15 protein-coding genes and 3 pseudogenes are annotated in these 16,734 nt (G+C 60.4%); 7 read left to right on the plus strand and 11 right to left on the minus strand.

The genetic code is table 11. The features are described 5' to 3' along the window. The first annotated feature begins 32 nt into the window (after positions 1-32). Positions 33-716, plus strand: coding sequence for a helix-turn-helix domain-containing protein (locus AB7290_RS08090; protein ID WP_085398221.1), 684 nt, complete (start codon positions 33-35; stop codon positions 714-716). Between the two features lie 89 nt (positions 717-805). On the opposite strand, the pseudogene AB7290_RS08095 reads toward AB7290_RS08090, so the two are convergent. After that, a pseudogene (locus tag AB7290_RS08095) lies at positions 806-1,545 on the minus strand (outer membrane protein). Between the two features lie 166 nt (positions 1,546-1,711). Next, positions 1,712-1,978 carry a hypothetical protein gene (locus AB7290_RS08100; protein WP_071913258.1) on the minus strand — a complete coding sequence of 89 codons (267 nt, stop codon included), beginning with the start codon at positions 1,976-1,978 and terminating at the stop codon, positions 1,712-1,714. A 260-nt stretch (positions 1,979-2,238) separates the two neighbouring features. On the opposite strand from AB7290_RS08100, the gene AB7290_RS08105 reads away from it, so the two are divergent. Both AB7290_RS08105 and AB7290_RS08110 read left to right on the plus strand, forming a co-directional pair. Then, positions 2,239-2,502 carry a hypothetical protein gene (locus tag AB7290_RS08105; RefSeq protein WP_085398219.1) on the plus strand — a complete coding sequence of 88 codons (264 nt, stop codon included), beginning with the start codon at positions 2,239-2,241 and terminating at the stop codon, positions 2,500-2,502. 1,177 nt (positions 2,503-3,679) lie between these two features. After that, positions 3,680-3,892 (plus strand): annotated as a pseudogene (locus AB7290_RS08110) (SOS response-associated peptidase); the annotation flags it as partial. A gap of 116 nt (positions 3,893-4,008) precedes the next feature. On the opposite strand, the gene AB7290_RS08115 reads toward AB7290_RS08110, so the two are convergent. The 3 genes from AB7290_RS08115 to AB7290_RS08125 form a co-directional block, all read right to left on the minus strand. Next, on the minus strand, positions 4,009-4,230 hold the full coding sequence (locus tag AB7290_RS08115) for a hypothetical protein (RefSeq protein ID WP_038946060.1): 222 nt from the start codon (positions 4,228-4,230) through the stop codon (positions 4,009-4,011). A gap of 288 nt (positions 4,231-4,518) precedes the next feature. Continuing rightward, positions 4,519-4,848 (minus strand): DUF3551 domain-containing protein, encoded by a 330-nt coding sequence (locus AB7290_RS08120; protein WP_441253370.1) that lies wholly within the window; start codon positions 4,846-4,848, stop codon positions 4,519-4,521. A gap of 305 nt (positions 4,849-5,153) precedes the next feature. Continuing rightward, positions 5,154-5,633, minus strand: coding sequence for a PH domain-containing protein (locus AB7290_RS08125; protein WP_085405584.1), 480 nt, complete (start codon positions 5,631-5,633; stop codon positions 5,154-5,156). Between the two features lie 2,201 nt (positions 5,634-7,834). Between AB7290_RS08125 and AB7290_RS08130 the strand changes: the two genes are divergently transcribed. Together AB7290_RS08130 and AB7290_RS08135 are read left to right on the plus strand one after the other, a co-directional pair. Beyond that, positions 7,835-8,026 carry a hypothetical protein gene (locus tag AB7290_RS08130; protein WP_085405585.1) on the plus strand — a complete coding sequence of 64 codons (192 nt, stop codon included), beginning with the start codon at positions 7,835-7,837 and terminating at the stop codon, positions 8,024-8,026. 168 nt (positions 8,027-8,194) lie between these two features. Further along, positions 8,195-8,815 (plus strand): hypothetical protein, encoded by a 621-nt coding sequence (locus tag AB7290_RS08135; protein WP_434057417.1) that lies wholly within the window; start codon positions 8,195-8,197, stop codon positions 8,813-8,815. A gap of 429 nt (positions 8,816-9,244) precedes the next feature. Here AB7290_RS08135 and AB7290_RS08140 read toward each other — a convergent pair whose 3' ends face one another. After that, positions 9,245-9,835, minus strand: coding sequence for a GNAT family N-acetyltransferase (locus tag AB7290_RS08140; RefSeq protein WP_085405586.1), 591 nt, complete (start codon positions 9,833-9,835; stop codon positions 9,245-9,247). 161 nt (positions 9,836-9,996) lie between these two features. Between AB7290_RS08140 and AB7290_RS08145 the strand changes: the two genes are divergently transcribed. After that, positions 9,997-11,148: an AI-2E family transporter gene (locus AB7290_RS08145; protein WP_245344286.1), complete on the plus strand. Its 1,152-nt coding sequence runs from the start codon at positions 9,997-9,999 to the stop codon at positions 11,146-11,148. Positions 11,149-11,230: 82 nt separating this feature from the next. On the opposite strand, the gene AB7290_RS08150 is transcribed toward AB7290_RS08145, so the two are convergent. From AB7290_RS08150 to AB7290_RS08160, 3 genes and pseudogenes are all read right to left on the minus strand, one after another. Then, positions 11,231-11,449 (minus strand): hypothetical protein, encoded by a 219-nt coding sequence (locus AB7290_RS08150; protein ID WP_441253371.1) that lies wholly within the window; start codon positions 11,447-11,449, stop codon positions 11,231-11,233. Positions 11,450-11,479: 30 nt separating this feature from the next. Next, positions 11,480-11,804, minus strand: a pseudogene (locus AB7290_RS08155) (dienelactone hydrolase); the annotation flags it as partial. A gap of 115 nt (positions 11,805-11,919) precedes the next feature. Continuing rightward, positions 11,920-13,608 (minus strand): aspartate:alanine exchanger family transporter, encoded by a 1,689-nt coding sequence (locus AB7290_RS08160; protein ID WP_441253372.1) that lies wholly within the window; start codon positions 13,606-13,608, stop codon positions 11,920-11,922. Positions 13,609-14,234: 626 nt separating this feature from the next. Between AB7290_RS08160 and AB7290_RS08165 the strand changes: the two genes are divergently transcribed. Then, positions 14,235-14,456: a hypothetical protein gene (locus tag AB7290_RS08165; protein ID WP_085405589.1), complete on the plus strand. Its 222-nt coding sequence runs from the start codon at positions 14,235-14,237 to the stop codon at positions 14,454-14,456. Positions 14,457-14,570: 114 nt separating this feature from the next. Here AB7290_RS08165 and AB7290_RS08170 read toward each other — a convergent pair whose 3' ends face one another. Beyond that, entirely contained in the window at positions 14,571-14,945 is a 375-nt protein-coding gene (locus AB7290_RS08170; protein WP_085405590.1) for a YybH family protein, read from the minus strand. Positions 14,946-15,076: 131 nt separating this feature from the next. Then, on the minus strand, positions 15,077-16,483 hold the full coding sequence (locus tag AB7290_RS08175) for a tyrosine-type recombinase/integrase (RefSeq protein WP_085405591.1): 1,407 nt from the start codon (positions 16,481-16,483) through the stop codon (positions 15,077-15,079). Positions 16,484-16,734 lie beyond the last annotated feature (251 nt).

Raw genomic sequence — 16,734 nt, forward strand, 5'->3', positions numbered from 1 at the left:
GCCCATCATCACAAGATTAAGGAATGGGTCCAATGCTGATGCATATCACCTCAGTGTCGGTGCCTCATCCGCACTCCCTTTGCGAACTGGGGATACCGACCGAAACCAATCCGATCGTCAGCCTGAGCCAACTTACCTATCGGAAGTGCAACAAGATCTACGGCGAAAAGGAACCCGCCGATTATGTCTATCAGGTCAAGTCAGGCGCGGTACGAAGCTACAAGCTGCTTCGTGATGGCCGCCGGCAAATCGGCGCCTTTTACGTTTCCGGCGATATCTTCGGACTGGAGAATGGAAGCCTGCACCGTTCTACGGCAGAAGCCGTCGTGGACACGACGGTTCGCCTCATTCGGCGACAGAATCTCGATGTAATTTCCGGCAGTGATGGCGCGCTGGCCAAGCATCTGCTCCGCATGACCACCAGCAATCTGAAGCATGCGGAAGACCATATGCTGCTCCTTGGACGCAAAACTTCGATCGAGCGCGTCGCGGCCTTCATCCTTGAGATGGACGAGCGGCTCACCGACGCCGGCATTTTGGCACTGCCAATGTCACGGCGTGATATCGCGGACTACCTTGGACTCAAGCTGGAAACCGTTTCGCGGGCGTTATCGCATCTGAGCAAGCTTGGCATCCTCGGCTTCATCGGTGCCACCCACCGCCAGATCGTACTGTTGGACCGGCAGCAACTCGCCGGCTTCGATCGTCAGAATTGACAGCCGGGTCGAAGCGAAGACCCTTTGCCGTTCCTAATTGAGCGGCCCCGGTGCCATGCCGGGACCTCTAATCTGCGCGGAAGTACGGTTCAATAGCGAGCGGTGACCGGTGCCGAATAACCGCCGAAACGATAGTTCAACCGAAGTGTGACCATGTCCACATCCTGACTGACCCCGTTGCCGAGAAGGGTGATGCCCCCTGGCGTGACCACGCCCGCGAAGGACGTGTTGTCACGCCCCATCCAGAGATGGTCGTATTCGATGCCGAACGACCAATTCGGCGAGAAACCGTATTCCCAGCCGACACCGAGGGCACCGCCCCAGCGCGTGTGACCTGCGGAGTCAGGCCGACTCCGGTGAGGTTGTTGAAGACATCAAAGCGATTGCGCGTCACCGCAGCGCCACCCTTCACATAGAACAGCGACGCTTTCCATGCCCATCCGAATTGAGCCGTGAACAGCCCAATGCCATCAATCTTGCCTGTGGTTGAGATCAATGGATCGATCAAGCTGACGCGTGTGTTCTTGATCTCGGCCCAGTCGCCCTGCGCCTCCAAGCCGAGCACAGACTGGTTCGTTTGCCAGCGGTACCCGATCTGCCCGCCAACAAGGCCGCCCGAACGATCAGCGCAACCACCTGCGACTGTCCCGGCGGGCGTCAGGAAATCCACGCAACCATGGCTCTGCCCCCAGCCTCCGTTGGCGCCAATGTAGAATCCGCTCCAGTTGTAGATCGCCACCACCGGTGCCGGCGGCGCCGCCTTGACGGCCATATCGGCGGCCATGGCAGGAGCCGTCATGCTCAGCGCTGCGAGACTGAGCGCAGCCATCGAAGGCCTTTTCAGCGTCCCTATCCCCTCGCTCAGATTTCTCTCGTTCAGAGAACGCGAGCTCTTATGAAGTGCTACGAACGTCCACAAGTCTAAGAGCGATGAGACCCTAAGCCCGTAACAAGATGGCACCACTTGAGAGCGGTGTATGTGCATGGGAACGTGCTTATTCCGCGTCGGGACCTGTATCTGGCTCAGCGTTCCATTGTTCATCGACAAGCCAAGCTTGGATGCGGGGCGACGGAATGAGTTGCCTGGGGACATGCGGATTGATCGTGCCCGCAAATACAACGAGACCTTCGTCGAGCTTTGCACGAACGAATGCCTTGGCCTCTGCTTCCGTAGCGAAGGTCCTTGTTTCCCGAGGGCTCCGCTGCTTCGGCAGCGTGCCGCGTTTACGAACCTCGAAGGTGACATACCAAGTCGGCGTCATCGCACGCACCAACTAATTGCCCTAGCCCAGTCGGTCTCTTGTTTTGGTGCGGGTATCATGAAGCTGGTTGATCTGAATCAAGATCGCGGTTGGTGCTGTCAGTAAACCAGGCGACGGGCGGTAGGGAACACGGAGGATGTTCGACGGAGTTAACGCACAGCCCAGTTCACCCTTGATGTACGTCAATGTCGCTCATGTGTCCGGGCACACGCTATCGTAAGCCGTAGGAATGCGGCTTCTGCTACCCTTAGGAGGACATCATGAAGGCTAAGATGCGACTTTCGATAAAGTCAGTGACGGTTACAGGAATCGCTGCCAGCGCACTTCTGGGACTTGCAGGGGCCACGCTTGCTCCATCACCGGCCCGCGCGATCGTGTATTGCCAGTACGTCGACTATCCGGTGGGTTGCGTTGCCCGGGCTGGCGTTGCCCTCCGGCCACGGCCCGTTGCGCGCGCTGCAGTCCGTCATAACGTCGGCGGTAATGCCAATGGCGGCGTTAATCGCGTCGGAGTGCGTCGATAGAGGATTTGCCGGCGGGCCCCTAGCCTTGGTGCATAAACCAACATCGTGGCCCGCGGTAGCATTCAACACAACTTTTCGGCCATGGAGCGTCTTCGTTTCGAGGGGACTTCTCGGCTTCAGGAGCAGGCCACCAAATTGCTGTCATCTATTTTCCAACGCGTGATGAAGCCGTCTGGTTGAATCGGCGCGCGTGGCATCACCTGCATCGATATCGCGATGGACAGCCAATAACCTGATCACCGTCACCCTCCGTTGGTGCCCTTTGAAAGGAAACATCAATCCGCGTGCAGAATCAGAAAGAGCTTGATCAGGAGGCAGCCGTTTGGACCGCCTCCTAGTCGTTTCCTTGCTGACTCGGTGTGCCGGGCGTGCGATCAATTCCGCTAGTCTGCAGCAGATCAGGGTGCCATAACGTCGCTGGTATGCTGACGCGCCGAAGTCGATGCCCGCTTCACCGGCCTTCGCGTGTGTTTTACGGGCAGCGGAACGGCAAACCGTTGGTGCCTGTGACCAAAGTCTCCGATGTGCAGGCCATGCCGGTAGGAGTTATGTACCAGCCATTGCTGGAGCTGGCCGTGGACGCCGCATAGTAGGCGTTGGCTGCCCGAGCTCCGCCTGTGTAGTAAGGGCCGCCTCCCCATCCCCAGTTGGGAGATGTAGCCGCCGCCGACGGCGGCCGCGCCGGCGACGCTAGCGCCGACTACCTCGGCTCCATACCGGTACGCAGCCCGTCGGTCTTGCCGGCGAGCAACACCTGCAACGCTCATTGGGGTCAGTGGTCGACCGACCCGTGCTTGGGCACTCTCGACTGACATAGAGACACCGCGTTGTTCAGACCAGCTAAACGAGAACAGTGCCGCGCATGCGACAGTTGAGCCCGCAATTGCAAGTTTTGTTAGATGCATCTTTTTCATGAACTTGCTCCATTACTGGCTTGCCCCATGCTGAAAGAATTCTGCCTCACCGCCGGGTGGGCATTGCGCTAGAAGTAGCGAGCGTCAGCGAGGACATTAAGCTCGCCGTTCAGAGACAGGGTTACTACATGCGCAAGCTAACGGACTTTAAGAAGCGGTAGTCCGCAAAGCGCACGTGAAACCTCTACAGCATCACAACCAACCAAGCCGCGATCATCGCGCTGTTTCGCGTCGTCAACCGCTATGCCGGCAACCTCGCACCGATGCCGGTCGTGTTTCCGGGTTACCCGGCAACACTGACACCGGCCGCGAGCTGGCCATGATGCGCTGGGGCATGCCGCCGCCACCAAAGTTCGGCGGGCCACCGGTCACCAACATCCGCAATGCCGTCACCGCACTGGCCAGGCTGCCTGAAGCCGGAGAACCGCCGCCTTGTCCTGGCTAACAGCTTCTCCGAGCAACGTCCGCTGCCGGATGACGCGCTGAGGATCGTGGCGCGTGGCGCCGAAGGAGAACTAAGGCCGTCAAGTGAAAGTCGCCGTCGATCGACCTTACCGATCCCCAAGAGCTGCCCGCAAGAGTCTTGAGATCGCTACGCAGTCCAGCTCGGCAAGCGCGCGGCATCGCCGATTAATTTCTTGAAAGCCGAGCATTTCAGGCGCTCTAGGTCCCGTTCTCCGTCCGCCGCACGCGCCAGAAGATGTTCAGCAATTTCAAGCGCCGAAGCCGACTTCCGCTGATGGAAACGGGCGTCAAGCAGCACCTCGTCCAACGCGCGGCGCAATGTGGCTATCGTGGATGGATCGTAGCTCATGTCGGTCGTGTAGCCGACGCTGACAACAGTGAGATGACTGCCAAAGGACGCTGGGTCCGTTTGGCCTCTTTACGGCCGCGGTCACACTGAAGATCAAGAATTGTCCGGATTTCATACCCGTTCAGTCGTTTGGTTGTCGCAGATCGATGCACCTACAGCGCCGCAGGCCTCCATCAGCGGATTTTCGCTTCAGCGCCAGCGTATGCGGCTCGTGCGAGATCGGATCGAGGGGCGGGCTCTCCAGAGGCGTCAGCCATCTCAACCCGAGTCGTCGCGCCCCTGTCCGATCTAGTAGGCGCGACGAGGCTGCCGATAGGCTGGTTCCCGTGGCCCTTGTGCGTTTGCAAAATATGGATTGGTAACGCACATGGCGGAGAGGCCCGATGCATTGGCGTGGCACTGCGCCATCGAGCTATAGCCGCAGTAGAAAGTTTCGCCTCCGCCCCAGTACCAACGTTGTAGGCAGATCGGAGCATTCCCGCCATATGTTTGGGCCTGAGTTGGCGCGGCCGCCAAAACCGAGATCGTTGCCCAAATCGCCAAAGTTGGAATGCGCATCAGAATTTCCTTACGGATCGACTCCATCGCATCAGCGTATCGAAGCCAGACAAAGCCCATTGCTTCAGATCAATTCACATTCGCGCGAGTGGCTGGGGCTACGGCTGTGGTGGCTCAACGCTGCAACGGGCGCCACCTCGGGCTTGCTCGCCAAATGAGGGGCGAAGATGGGTTTCCGCGCGGAAAGCTGACGATGATTGATGGGCGGCAGCGCGAACGCCACGAGTTGATCTTTGGGGCAGGATAATCCGGTCAAGGCAGAGCCGCAGCGCCACCGGGTCCCCCGCGAGCGCCGCCGCAAAATCGCCAGCGCGGGGGGCTCCGGGGGCGTTGTTGGGGCGGCGGCTGTCAAACCATGCCGCGATTTACGTGCCAACCGGTCTTGTCGTGATGGCGCTGCGAAACGCGAGAGGCGAACTAACGGTGGAAATGGTTTGCGTACCCTCGCCGACGCCCTGAATGGTGAGGTCGCCATAGTTCAAAAGGCGGCCAAGAACGCTTTGATTGACATCGACGCTCTCAACCTTGTCGAGGCTCATCTCAAAGGTCCGCCTCTTAATGAAACCGGCCTTGTGGACGACCCGCATGTTGGTAACGTCGGTCTCGGTGGTCCAGCGGTGGAACCAAGCCGTCGCCGTCCAGTACGAGGCCGCAAGCCCAGCGACCGCCGCCAATACCAAGTAAACCAACGTCAGCGCGTCGACGGCGGCCAAGCGCCACAGCACCAGAAATGCGACCGCCGCGATCCACGCCCCGATTGCAGGCAGAAAGTACACCCAGTGTTCGTTGGTCGAATACAGCACCCTTTCGCCAGGCTGTAGGATTTCGTCGATATAGCGCCCCATACGCCTACCCGGAGTTTACCTATCACCGCGGTAATATGCGCCATTTTAAACGGAGAAAGACCTTGATCTATCTCAAGCCTTCCAACGGCCAGCGCCGGAAGCTCGCATGCTTTCACACGAGAGCCGGTCCCATCCCCTGCCGTGAGAGGTCGGGATGTTTGGACGGTTAAGGGAGGTGCAGAATGATCAGGTTGATTGCTATTGCCGGCTTCGCCTTATCGGTCGCAGTATCGGCGCAAGCCATGACACCTGCGCCGATTACTCCTCCGCCCAACGGCATGATCACTGAAGTCGCTGCTGCCTGCGGCGCGGGTAGGACACGAGTTAACGGTGTGTGCGTCGCAAGAACCACCGTCCGCCATACCCGTCGAGCCGTCCGCAGATGTGCGACCGGAATGACTTGCTAGCGCGCCGATGGTTTAAGCGGTGCAACCACGAAGGCTGAGACGACCCGAAACTGTCACTAGCGGCATTCTGCGATCAAGGTTGCCCGAAGCCGCTGATGGAGCGGCTGCTGGGCGTGATGGTCGCCGCACATAATCCAGATCAACGCTGTCGCTCGACTGCCGAAAAAATTGGCGCATGGCAAGACGGCTTTCCATTATCGAAGTGGGGGCGATTACGATTATCGTTCTCAGCGTGGCTGTACTCGCCTTCGTCGGGTTTTCCATTTGGGCAGAACTATGAAGGCCGGGGTGCGCCGAGACTAACGCCATCCTCCACGCGCTCCCGGCGCACCGCCTCGCTCGCCGAGTTCTTTCGACTTGAGCCACGTCTTCGATAGTCCGCCGTCCGCTTCGACACGATCCCTTCCAGCCCCATCTGGCAGACGTGCTTGAAGATCGTCGGGTCCGCCGCCGGTCAGGTGTTCGTTGAAGCGGATGGCGTGCGACTGTTGAGCGCGAGCCACACCACGTCCTTTTTCTTGGTCTGTGGGTTCGTAGAGTTGGCACGTCGCGTCATTTCGCTGTGCTAGGCATCCGTCGCCACGACGACACAGAACCGGCGTCAAGGGTGAGGCCATTAGAAGGCCCTACAGCGCGCCGCCAGCGCCGGGCTACCGGACACCGGCAAGCCGCACCAGTTTTCCAGCCACTGGCTTAGTCGTGAACGGTCGGTCCGTAGGTTTCTTGGAGTGTTCTTGCCACGCAACTCCGCGGATGAGAGAAAGCAGGACGAAGCCGGTATGGTCTTGAGTTGGCCCGTGTGAGACATGCCGTCAGGGTCGTGAGACTTAGCCGAATGCTTGACGACGACATGTATCGACGCATCCTCTCAATTTCTCCCGTATGCACGGCAGTTCGTCAGTGGAAATGATAGGCGAACATCGTATGACTACTTCATGCTCACATGCGGACCTATTTCAGCCAAATCCCAGACGCTCGCCCCGGATGGCGCCGCGTCGATGATCGCTGACGACGGAGGACTTATTGCGAGCGTGCCGCCGTCAGCAAGCGAACTGCTGGGAAGTCCGGGCGCGGCAGCCTGATTCAAATGACGCCCACCATTTCAAAAGTCATTCTCGTCGCGTTGGTGATCGGCTGGGTACGCTACAAGTACGCGCGGCGTTCTCGTCGTGCGAGGGTTGTGTGGAGCGCTCGCGGCCCCTGGAAACTGCGCTCCTGCTCATATCTCTTTCGGGACTTGGACTTGTTCCGCTCGTCTACGTAGCGACAGGAATACCTCATTTTGCAGATCGCAGCTTCTATCCTCCCTGGCTTGGCTGGGGTCTCTCTTTGCGATTGCAGCTCTGGGCGTGTTTCACCTGACCCACCGTGCACTCGGCCGGAATTGGTCGATAAGTCTCGACGTGCGGGAGAATCATGAACTCGTGACGGAAGGGATTTATCGGAAAGTTCGACACCGATGTATTCGGCATTTTGGCTGTGGGCTATCGCCCAGGCATTGCTTGGATTGCCGGTTTCGCGGGCCTGGCCGGCTTCGGGATCTTGTTCTTTGGTTGCGTCGGCAAGGAAGAGCGAATGATGTTGGAAACTTTCGGTGACAGCTACCGGGTCTACGCGGAGCGGACCGGTAGGATTTTCCCATCAATATGCTGAAAGAAAGCGTGCCCCTTCTGCAACATTCGCCAAAAAAGGGATCGCGCGACTGTCCGCACGGGCATCTATTTGTTGTGTGGGTAGAGCGTCCGGCTAGGTTCAGAATCGGTAAGGGGTAGCGGGCAACTTCAGGGGAGATTGATGCTGAAATTCGTAATTGCGGGTACTGCGTCTTTGGCTTTGGTGGGAGCGGCAGTTGCCGCGGATCTGCCTCGTCCGCAGCCCGTCGTCCAGACCGCGCCGGTTGGTAAATATCCCGTCGGCAAAACTCCAGTCGGCAAATACCCGATCGGCAAGGCTCCGGCGCCGGCTCCGTTAGTCACCAAGGGCTAATCCCGCAGATTCAAGCGCCTTCGGCCCGTCGGGGGCCGGAGGCGTTCACCTTCAATAATGTTTTGGCTTGGGCTGTGGTGGGTCCAAGAAGGGTTGAACGTGGCAAGGGTGATCTGGGAATACCGCGATCTGCGACTTATTGTCGGGGTCGCAATCTTTGCGGCTTCCGTGGGAAGCGCTAGTGCACAGCAACTCGCGGGGCGCGCTGATCTTCAGCAGCGACCGGACACTGCCCCCAAGACTTCAATCAACTCCGCTACGAAACCGGCCGCAGCTGCGCCAAGCAGCTCGCCAGCCACGTCGGATGCAAAGCCGGCCCGGGTATCTTCAGTTAAAGGACCCTACTACGTCGATTTTCGCGCCCGCACTGCTGCATCCTACGGACACGCATTTGTCTGGTACGGCAAGACGAGCCAAAGGGCGGTTGAAGTTGCCGGCCTGCATCCAGCAGGTGACACGCTGCCGTACGTATTGGGACATCTCATGTTTGTGCCTTCTGAAACCGGCGCGAGCTATGGTGACCTCGATGAGCAATATTTGACAGCCAGTTATCGAGTCTACTTGAATGAGGCTGACGCCAAAAAGGTATTTGCTTACATCAAGCGTCTTCAGGCGACCTCGCCGGTGTGGAACGCGGGAACAACCAACTGCACCAATTTCATCGGTCGCATAGCGAGTTTTATGGGCTTGAAGGCTCCATTCCATTTGTTGAAGCCTGAAGAATACATAACCCAACTCAGAGCGCTAAACGGTGGACGTCCAACGGTGCAACTGGTTGCCAACCGGTAGACCCCGGGAAATGGCGGGCCAAAGTCGAGGTGCCATCCGAGCTTGCGTGATGGCGTATCAACGAGCCGGACGGGATGAGCGATTCGCGTCGCGTAGAGAAGTTGAGCGACGGCGAGTTAACGTGTATCGCGATGGCGGCATACACACGGGGCCGCACTGCTCGGCCAGTCTCGCCTAGCCGAAAAGGCCGCCAACTGAGGCGGCCGCGGAGAAGCAATGTCCAAGTGGCGGCCTAATCTTTATCTGTCCAGCATTCCAAGGAAACTCTACTGGTCGCGCCCGTGAAGCGGTTTCTGTGTTCGAAGCCTTGCCCGATTGGCTCGTAGCGGAACATCCAGCCGCCAACCAATACGGCGAACACAGTGGCAAATGAAGGCCAGCGGCGCTGGCCCGTCTGCCATTGCAAAGGCCCTCAAGATAGGCCACGCGTCAGTTTATCGCGCGCTTGCGGAGTGATCGGTTGCGCGCGCGTCCCTGCAACGGAAACTTGGTGCGGCCTCGGGGGAGGGCAAAATCCCATGGAAAGCATGCTACCAGGTCTGTCTGTGGATCTCGCCGCGCAGCCGACCTAAACCCGAACCTGCCGAAGACCTTCAACATTGATGTGTTCTCGGGCAGGACTTCCGCCGTCAATTCCTTCAGTCCCGTTTCCCTCGCGATGTCGACGAGGTGCCGCATTAGCATCGAGCCAACGCCGCGCCCCTGCCATGCATTGACCTCCATGAAAGCCATCTCGGCCCGGCCGGGCTCGGAGACAATATATCGGCAGCCGCCAACCACAGCCTTCCGGCCTGCTTCCTCCGCGCGCGCAACCAAGGCGATATGATTCTTAAAATCGACGTCCATGAAGAAGGCGCGCTCCTTGAAATGGCTCTTCATCGCAAAAAATCGGCGCTGCAACGACTGCGGGCTCGCTTGGTCTAGTGCGGGGAGCATGTCGGCCTCGTCCTCCGGCCGAAGCGCGCGAACTTCGACCGGACTGCCGTCGCGCAAGCGCTCTCGTGCACTGGTGACCGACATGCGGACTCCGGTGTCGAGAGGCCGGGCGACGCACTTGCCCGATCCCGCCCATGGGCCTCCCGGCCGGTCGTGGTCGCTTGATCTGGATCAAGACCTCCGCGCGAGAGGGGGAACTAGCTCACTCACCCGCAACATGCGTGGCCAAGGCTGAAGGCGCGTCCGTGAGAACACTCCGCCAGATCATCTCCGGAGACGAGGTCATCCAGCTTGTGATCCGGCTGGGGTTGCTCGCGGTCCTGATCGTCTGGACACTGCTCCTGATCCGTCCGTTCGTGCCAATCCTGGCCTGGAGTGTCGTGCTCGCCGTCGCGCTTAATCCGGTGTTTGAGCGCCTTGCCAAAATCCTCGGCGACCGGCCGAAACTTGCGGCAGCGATCCTAACCCTTATCAGTCTCGCCGTTGTCATTGGGCCCGCGACGTGGCTCGGCATGGGCGCAGTCGACGGGATCAGGGATCTTGCCGGCCAAATGACCGCCGGCGAGGTGTTGGTTCCGTCGCCACCTCAATCGATCAAGGATTGGCCACTCGTCGGGCCTCGGCTCTTCGATCTCTGGGATCAGGCCTCGACCAATCTGCGTTCGCTTCTGCGCGAAGTGGTGCCGTATCTCAAGCCCTTCGCGACGACCTTGCTCGGATTTGCCGGCAATGCCGGTGTGGGGACCGTAAAGTTCCTGCTGTCCGTGATCGTGGCTGGCGTCCTGTTTCCATATGGCCCGCAACTCGTGGCCGCGGGTCGTGACTTTCTGTCACGGATCGTGCCCGACCAGAGCGAGCACTTTCTGGACCTCGCGGGTACCACCATCCGTGCGGTCGCGCAGGGTGTGATCGGCGTCGCGATCGTCCAATCCTTGCTCGCCGGCATTGGGTTCAAGCTGGCCGGTATCGCCAGCGCGGGACTACTGGCGTTCGTGGTGCTATTGCTGTCGATCGTGCAGATCGGCGGAACGATCGTCATCCTGCCGGTCATTATCTGGATCTGGACTGACAAGGAATTCCCGATCGCGCTTCTGCTGACGGTGTTTCTCGTGATCGTATCGGTGCTCGACAACATCCTAAAGCCGCTCGTCATGGGGCGAGGCCTGACCACACCCGCGCTCGTCATCCTGATCGGGGTGATCGGAGGAACCCTCGTCCACGGCATCATCGGCCTCTTCATCGGACCGATCATTCTGTCGGTGGCTTGGGAGCTGACGGTTGCCTGGATCCGTACCGAACGCGCTCCGCAGCGGGGAGATGTTGGCTATGGGCCGCCGCGCTCTCTTGATCTGCATCAAGGCGTCTCATCATCCCCTTCGCCGGATAACAATCGCTGACCGACGAAACCAGGAGCATGGCCGAGTCCGCCATGGGAGCACGCGATGGCAGTCCAGTTCCTCGGCACCGTCATCAGCGTGATCAACAGTGATCAACATAGAGCTTCTGCCAGTCTCCGAAGGTGATGTCTTTGGCTTCGCGCTGCCCGCGAGGGGCGATCTCGGCGGGCTTCGCCTCAGAGGCCTGCATTTGCGCCGCGGCGTTCTGGACCGAAGCTGGTCCGGCAATGGCCGCTGCGAACAAAATCAACAGGAAGGTGCGAGCGTGCCCGGGCCATGGCGTTGAAGGGGCGTTGATCATGGTTGCGTCTCCAGGCGCCAGCCTCTGTAACTATTTATGCGCGTCGAGGGATTTTTCGACGAGCGGTGACCACATCGGAATTGTGTCGGTCGAGCCGACGAGGAAATGCCCCTCATTGCCGAAGGGCGGCATCAGATGATATCGGCCCTGCCGCCGGCCGCAGTGAAAGCCTCATGCATGCGCTTCGACAACGCCGGGCCAAAGAACGTGTCGTTCTCGATATAGAACCACAGCATGGCACCCGCGAGGTACGGCCCAAATCCGCGGTCGCTTCGACCAGTCTGTCCGGCGCGCAGTTGTTGTTGGGCTTGCCGTCGACGCGACCGCCGCGACCTGCTGCAAAGGTGATGATCGCTGGAGACGGACATTGTCTTCGGCGAGGGCCGGCAAGCCGAAGGCGGCAAGGAGAACCAAAGCCGTCAAGAGCGGTCGGAAGATTGCGGCCAACTGCGTACGCATCGTCGCCTCCGTCAGCCGGTATAAGTGAGTGCCACGATGATCGGGCCGAGCACAGTCAGGACGACGTTGCCGATGGCGTAGGGCACTGCGACGCCGAGAACTGGGGTCTGACTCTCGGCGACTTCGCAGGCTCCGGTCACCGCAGCATCGACGGTCATGGCGCCGGCCAGCGCCCCGCAGGTGATGACCGGATTCATGTGCAACACATAGCGCGCAAACAGTGTCGCGACGATCAGCGGCACCAGCGTGACGACCGGGCCCATGCCCACCAGCAACGCCCCGTGCGCCTGTATCGCAGCCCAGGCCGCGGCTCCGTTGCCGAGCCCGATGGCTGCGATGAAGCCACCGAGCCCGAGATCGCTCAGTGTCTGCTGTGCCGCGCGTGGTAACGCTCCGATGGTCGGCCGGCGCGACCGCATCCAGCCGCAGACGAGGCCAGCGATCAGCGCGCCGCCGCCGCCGCCCAAGGTCAGCGGGATGCCGCCGACCCTGAGGCTGACGAGACCCGCGAGGAGGCCCGCGGCGATGCCGGTTGCGAGAAAGGCGATGTCGGCGCGGTCGCCGGAGCGCAGTATCTGCCCGACCTTCGTGGCGGCACGCTCGATGTTGCGAGTGCTGCCGACGAGCGTCATGACGTCCCCGACATAGACGCGGGTGTCCGGGCCCAACGGGACCTCGCGGCCCATCCGGGTCAGCGTGCGGAGATAGACGCCGCGTGCGTCGTTGCCGACGCGTTCAGCGATCTCCTTGATCGATCGGCCATGGAGATGGCGGCTGTCGACGAGGACGTCGATCACATTGCCCGGAATTGCCTTCAGGATTTCGTCGGCATCGATTTCCTTGCCGATGACCGGCTTTGCCGCGACGAGGGCAGCGGTTCGCCCGGCGACGACGATGTCGTCGCCGGGTTCGAGGATGCTGTCGAGGCGCGGCTCGATATCGGCTCCCTGCCGCACGATTCGCTCGACGACAGTGCGGCTGCCGATTTCCTCTTCGACGTCCTTGACCGTGCGTCCCGCGGCGGCCGATACTCGGTAGGCGCGCGCCTGGAATTTGCGATAGTGCAGATTTTCACTCTGTGGCGGGTTGCCGCCGGCAAGCTCCGCCTCCAGCTTCGCCGCCTCCGCCTTCAAATCGATCCGCATCAGTTTCGGTGCGACAAACGGCACGTACAGGAGTGTGAGAATATAGCCGAGGACATAGGTGACGGCGTATCCGGCTGCGATGTTTGCTTCTTGCTGCTTCAAAGCATCACTGGACAAGCCGACTTGCGCGAGCGCTCCGGACGCCGTGCCGATGATGGAAGATTGCGTCAGCCCACCGGCGGCAAGTCCCGAGGCCGTGCCCGGATCGAGCTTGAACGCGAATGCAAATATCAAAACGAGGATGAGACCCGTGCCGCCGAGCACGAGCGCCATGGCGACCTGCGCCATGGTGCGGATGCTCAAGGAGGCGAAGAATTCGGGGCCGGACCGGTAGCCGATCGTGAACACAAACAGGCTGAACAGAAGCACGCGCAGCAGCGACGGGAATGTAAAGGTTCCGAGCTGACCGATAAGAACGGCCACCACCAGTATGCAGGCTGTCGTTCCGATTGAGAAACCACGAATCTTGACTCGGCCCAGCACCGTGCCGATGGCGATGGAAAGCAGCAGGAAGATTTCCGGAGCGGTGGAGATCATCCACCTGACGGTATCCATGGCGCATGCCCTCCAGCCATTTGCGCCGAATCTGAATCGTGAAACCGGGCGACGCTTGATCTAGATCAATCCTCGCCGACGGCACGCCTTCGCCTTTTGAGCCGTGCAGGATTCGGGACAGTCGACGTCTCGGACATGAGCACGATGGACATCGTCACTGCTTCGTCGGCGCACCGCGACGATCGGGTACCAGTCGTGTTCTGCTTTGGGTCTACCGGCTTGGTCTGCATGGACGGAGCTTGGTATCGCTGTGATCGCTCCCTCGACCCTGCTGCCTGGCCGCGAAGCCGACCTCAACGAGGCCCGTTTATGAACGCGCCGGCCGATCGCTCGACGGTGTGCTCGGAGAGGGCAACGCGGGGCAACCGTGATCCAAACGAAGAGCATCCGGCCGCATCGTCAGCCGGGCGGCTACGACGTGAACCGTTTCATCGCACGCCGGTCGGCCGTCAGCTGCCTCGGACATCAGACGAATCAAGTTCGCCTGACCTACTCACCCTACAGAGATTCGCGCGCCACGCGGAGTCCGGGGGAAACACCCCGCAGTTATTCGACCTATTCACAGCGTCTTGACTCCGTGCGAATCGATTCGGCCCCCTTTGATGTGATAGCAAAGCTGTTTTGTGATGATGCTGCTGCTGGTCGGAGTGGGCGCGGTGCAAGCCCAGCAGTCGTGCATGCCCTGCTCGCTGCGCACACCCGGCCTGCTGTACGAATGCGTCGATAAGAACGGAAAGCTGCAGCCTGCTGGACCAACGGCAGCGCGGCAGACAAAACACTTCGACCAGTGCATGGCGCGCGGCGGCTCAGGTTACAAGTGTCTCGATGAAGCAGCGAAGGTGAAGTGAAGCAGCGGAGTGTCTGCCGAAGGGCTGATGTGTGCCGCCGGCTAGGGACGTGCCGGCTGGGCTGCTCGATAGAGCTACAATGGCCGCAACTCTGCGGCCGCGCGGACCGTTATCTCAGTTGACGGAGCTTCGGGCGGCCGCCCGAGCCATGGGTGCGCAGCTTGTGTAGATGATCTTGTTTGAGACACCGAACCGAAAATAAACGCGAACCGGCTTGCCTTCGTAATTTTGATAGTCGATTTGAACGCCGTGGCCCGTCAGGCTCACGTCGTCCAGCGAAAATGAGAGTACTCGCTTCGTTTCGAGCTTAGGTGACCAGTAGGCAGCGATTGCTTCTCGCCCAGTCAGGCTGACGCCTTCGCAGGCGCATTCAAGCACCGCTCGCTCATCATACAGATCGAGCAGCGCGTTGACGTCTCCACGCCGGCAGGCGTCGAGCCAGTCTACAACTGTGGCAACAGGGTCAAAGTCATCCCTCGGAATAGGCATGGAGGTTCCATCATCAGCCGCGCCGCTCCCGGCGCGGGACTTAGATGGACTGTGATGAATGCTGCTTGAACGCACTCCCGCAGAACTACTGATTGAAGCCCGCCTGATCGAAGCTCAGGCGGGGCGATAGATCAGGCCGCAACGTGAAGTCCGATATTGGCGTCCTTTCTCGATGTCCGCCCGCCGACGATCCGCCGCAGCTCGGCCGCGACGCCGTCCAGCACCGCGCGCTTTTCCTTCATCCGCTTGGAGTGATTGTACACTTTGCCGGTGACCGTCGGCACGATCTGCTCGGCCTTCTTGCTCGCGGCGTGGTCGAGGCACTTCGCAATCCATGCGTCGTCGAAGCCGAGGTCGCCGGCCAGGGTCGCTGCCGTCCGGCGCAGGTCATGGGGCGTGAACGGCTTGAGACCGAGCAGCTCGCAGAGGCCAGCGGTTTTGGTTTTGTCCTTGTTCGTCTCGTGCTTGGTGCCGCGCAGGGCGTCGGCCATCGCTTTCCGGTGGATCGGCTGGCCCTTGTACATGGGACTCTCGAAGACAAACTGCTGACCATCCGAGGCGAGCGCCTCCTTGATGATCTCGACCGTCAGATCGGATAACGGCTGCTGGATCACCCGCCGCTTCTTGACCCGCTTGAGCGGCACGTCGAAGCGCGGATGCTCGCCGTCGAGGTCAAACAGCTCATCCCGATGCGCGCCGAGCAGTTCGCGCGAGCGCAGCATAGTGACCAGTTCGAACTTGAGTGCGAGCCGGGTCCGGCGGTCGTAGGGAAGGTCGTTGCGGTCCAGCCCGTGCCAGAACGTCTTGATCTCGTCTTCGGAGAGGACCCGGGTGCGGGGATGTTCGGGATCGAGTTTTGGCAGGTTGACGCAGGGGCTGGCGGTCACATAGTCGCGGCCTGCCTCCGCCGCCCAGGTGAACAGGCCCGAGGCCGCCTTGCGCATATGGCGCGCGTTGCTGACCGAGGGCTTGCCGAACTTGCCTGCGACGATGTCGTTCGAGAGTGTGGCGATGTCGTGCTTGGTGACCTCCATGGCCAATTTCTTGCCGAGACGGGGCCGGATGAGGCGATCGAGGTGGCTTGCCGTGTTCTCCCAGCTCTCCAGCCGGGGCCGCATTTCGCCGTCCGGCTTCTTGACCGGCGTCTTCATCCAGGTGATTCGCTCGTCGATGATCTCGGCGACGGTCTTGCCGCGCTTGGCCGTCGCGGTCTTCTGGTCGCGGAAGGTCTCGGCAAGCGCCTCGCCGCCCATGGACTTGAGGCCGTAGACCTTGCTACGGGCGTCCTCGACCGTGAAGGTCTCAGCATTGTAGACGCCAAGCCAGCCGGTGCGTTGCTTGCCGGTCTCCCGGTCGGTGAACTTGAACGAGAAGGTCGCCACCCCTGCCGTGGTGATGCTGACGTACAGACCAGGGCACTTACGGTCGTAGAGCTTGGTCCGTTTGGCAACGCGTTTCTCGCACATGCGGTCGGTCAGAATGGCGCTGCTATTGCGGCCCCGCTTGCCGGCGGGGGAGGGGGTGATGTTACTATCCATGTGGTTTCGGCTCCTAAGGCTTGGGACCAAAGGGCTCGGCTTTGGGGCTTTCAGTTTGTCGTGCGGACGCTGAAAGGCTTAGGGCCGGGCCCTTATTTTGGTGAAGCCCGCTGAAACAGCCCGCATCAGGGTAGTCGAAAAGCCCTTATTTTAAAGAGTGTTCTTAGTTTCGGCGTGTTTCACCGAACACCAAAATATAGACGTGTGGTCCTGGCCGTCGTTGCTACGGTCAAGTGCTTTGCGAATGCGGC

Source organism: Bradyrhizobium sp. 613_E4_N2_2, from assembly GCF_052075995.1.
GTDB classification, from domain to species: Bacteria; Pseudomonadota; Alphaproteobacteria; order Rhizobiales; family Xanthobacteraceae; genus Bradyrhizobium; species Bradyrhizobium barranii.

What these genes read in the sequence shown, in the direction of transcription:
- AB7290_RS08120 (WP_441253370.1), bottom strand. Translation starts at nt 4,848, where the DNA reads ATGGGCTTTGTCTGGCTTCGATACGCTGATGCGATGGAGTCGATCCGT.
- AB7290_RS08150 (WP_441253371.1), bottom strand. Translation starts at nt 11,449, where the DNA reads ATGATCAACGCCCCTTCAACGCCATGGCCCGGGCACGCTCGCACCTTC.
- AB7290_RS08125 (WP_085405584.1), bottom strand. Translation starts at nt 5,633, where the DNA reads ATGGGGCGCTATATCGACGAAATCCTACAGCCTGGCGAAAGGGTGCTG.
- AB7290_RS08100 (WP_071913258.1), bottom strand. Translation starts at nt 1,978, where the DNA reads ATGACGCCGACTTGGTATGTCACCTTCGAGGTTCGTAAACGCGGCACG.
- AB7290_RS08165 (WP_085405589.1), top strand. Translation starts at nt 14,235, where the DNA reads ATGATGCTGCTGCTGGTCGGAGTGGGCGCGGTGCAAGCCCAGCAGTCG.
- AB7290_RS08175 (WP_085405591.1), bottom strand. Translation starts at nt 16,483, where the DNA reads ATGGATAGTAACATCACCCCCTCCCCCGCCGGCAAGCGGGGCCGCAAT.
- AB7290_RS08090 (WP_085398221.1), top strand. Translation starts at nt 33, where the DNA reads ATGCTGATGCATATCACCTCAGTGTCGGTGCCTCATCCGCACTCCCTT.
- AB7290_RS08170 (WP_085405590.1), bottom strand. Translation starts at nt 14,945, where the DNA reads ATGCCTATTCCGAGGGATGACTTTGACCCTGTTGCCACAGTTGTAGAC.
- AB7290_RS08130 (WP_085405585.1), top strand. Translation starts at nt 7,835, where the DNA reads ATGCTGAAATTCGTAATTGCGGGTACTGCGTCTTTGGCTTTGGTGGGA.
- AB7290_RS08105 (WP_085398219.1), top strand. Translation starts at nt 2,239, where the DNA reads ATGAAGGCTAAGATGCGACTTTCGATAAAGTCAGTGACGGTTACAGGA.
- AB7290_RS08140 (WP_085405586.1), bottom strand. Translation starts at nt 9,835, where the DNA reads ATGTCGGTCACCAGTGCACGAGAGCGCTTGCGCGACGGCAGTCCGGTC.
- AB7290_RS08115 (WP_038946060.1), bottom strand. Translation starts at nt 4,230, where the DNA reads ATGAGCTACGATCCATCCACGATAGCCACATTGCGCCGCGCGTTGGAC.
- AB7290_RS08160 (WP_441253372.1), bottom strand. Translation starts at nt 13,608, where the DNA reads ATGGATACCGTCAGGTGGATGATCTCCACCGCTCCGGAAATCTTCCTG.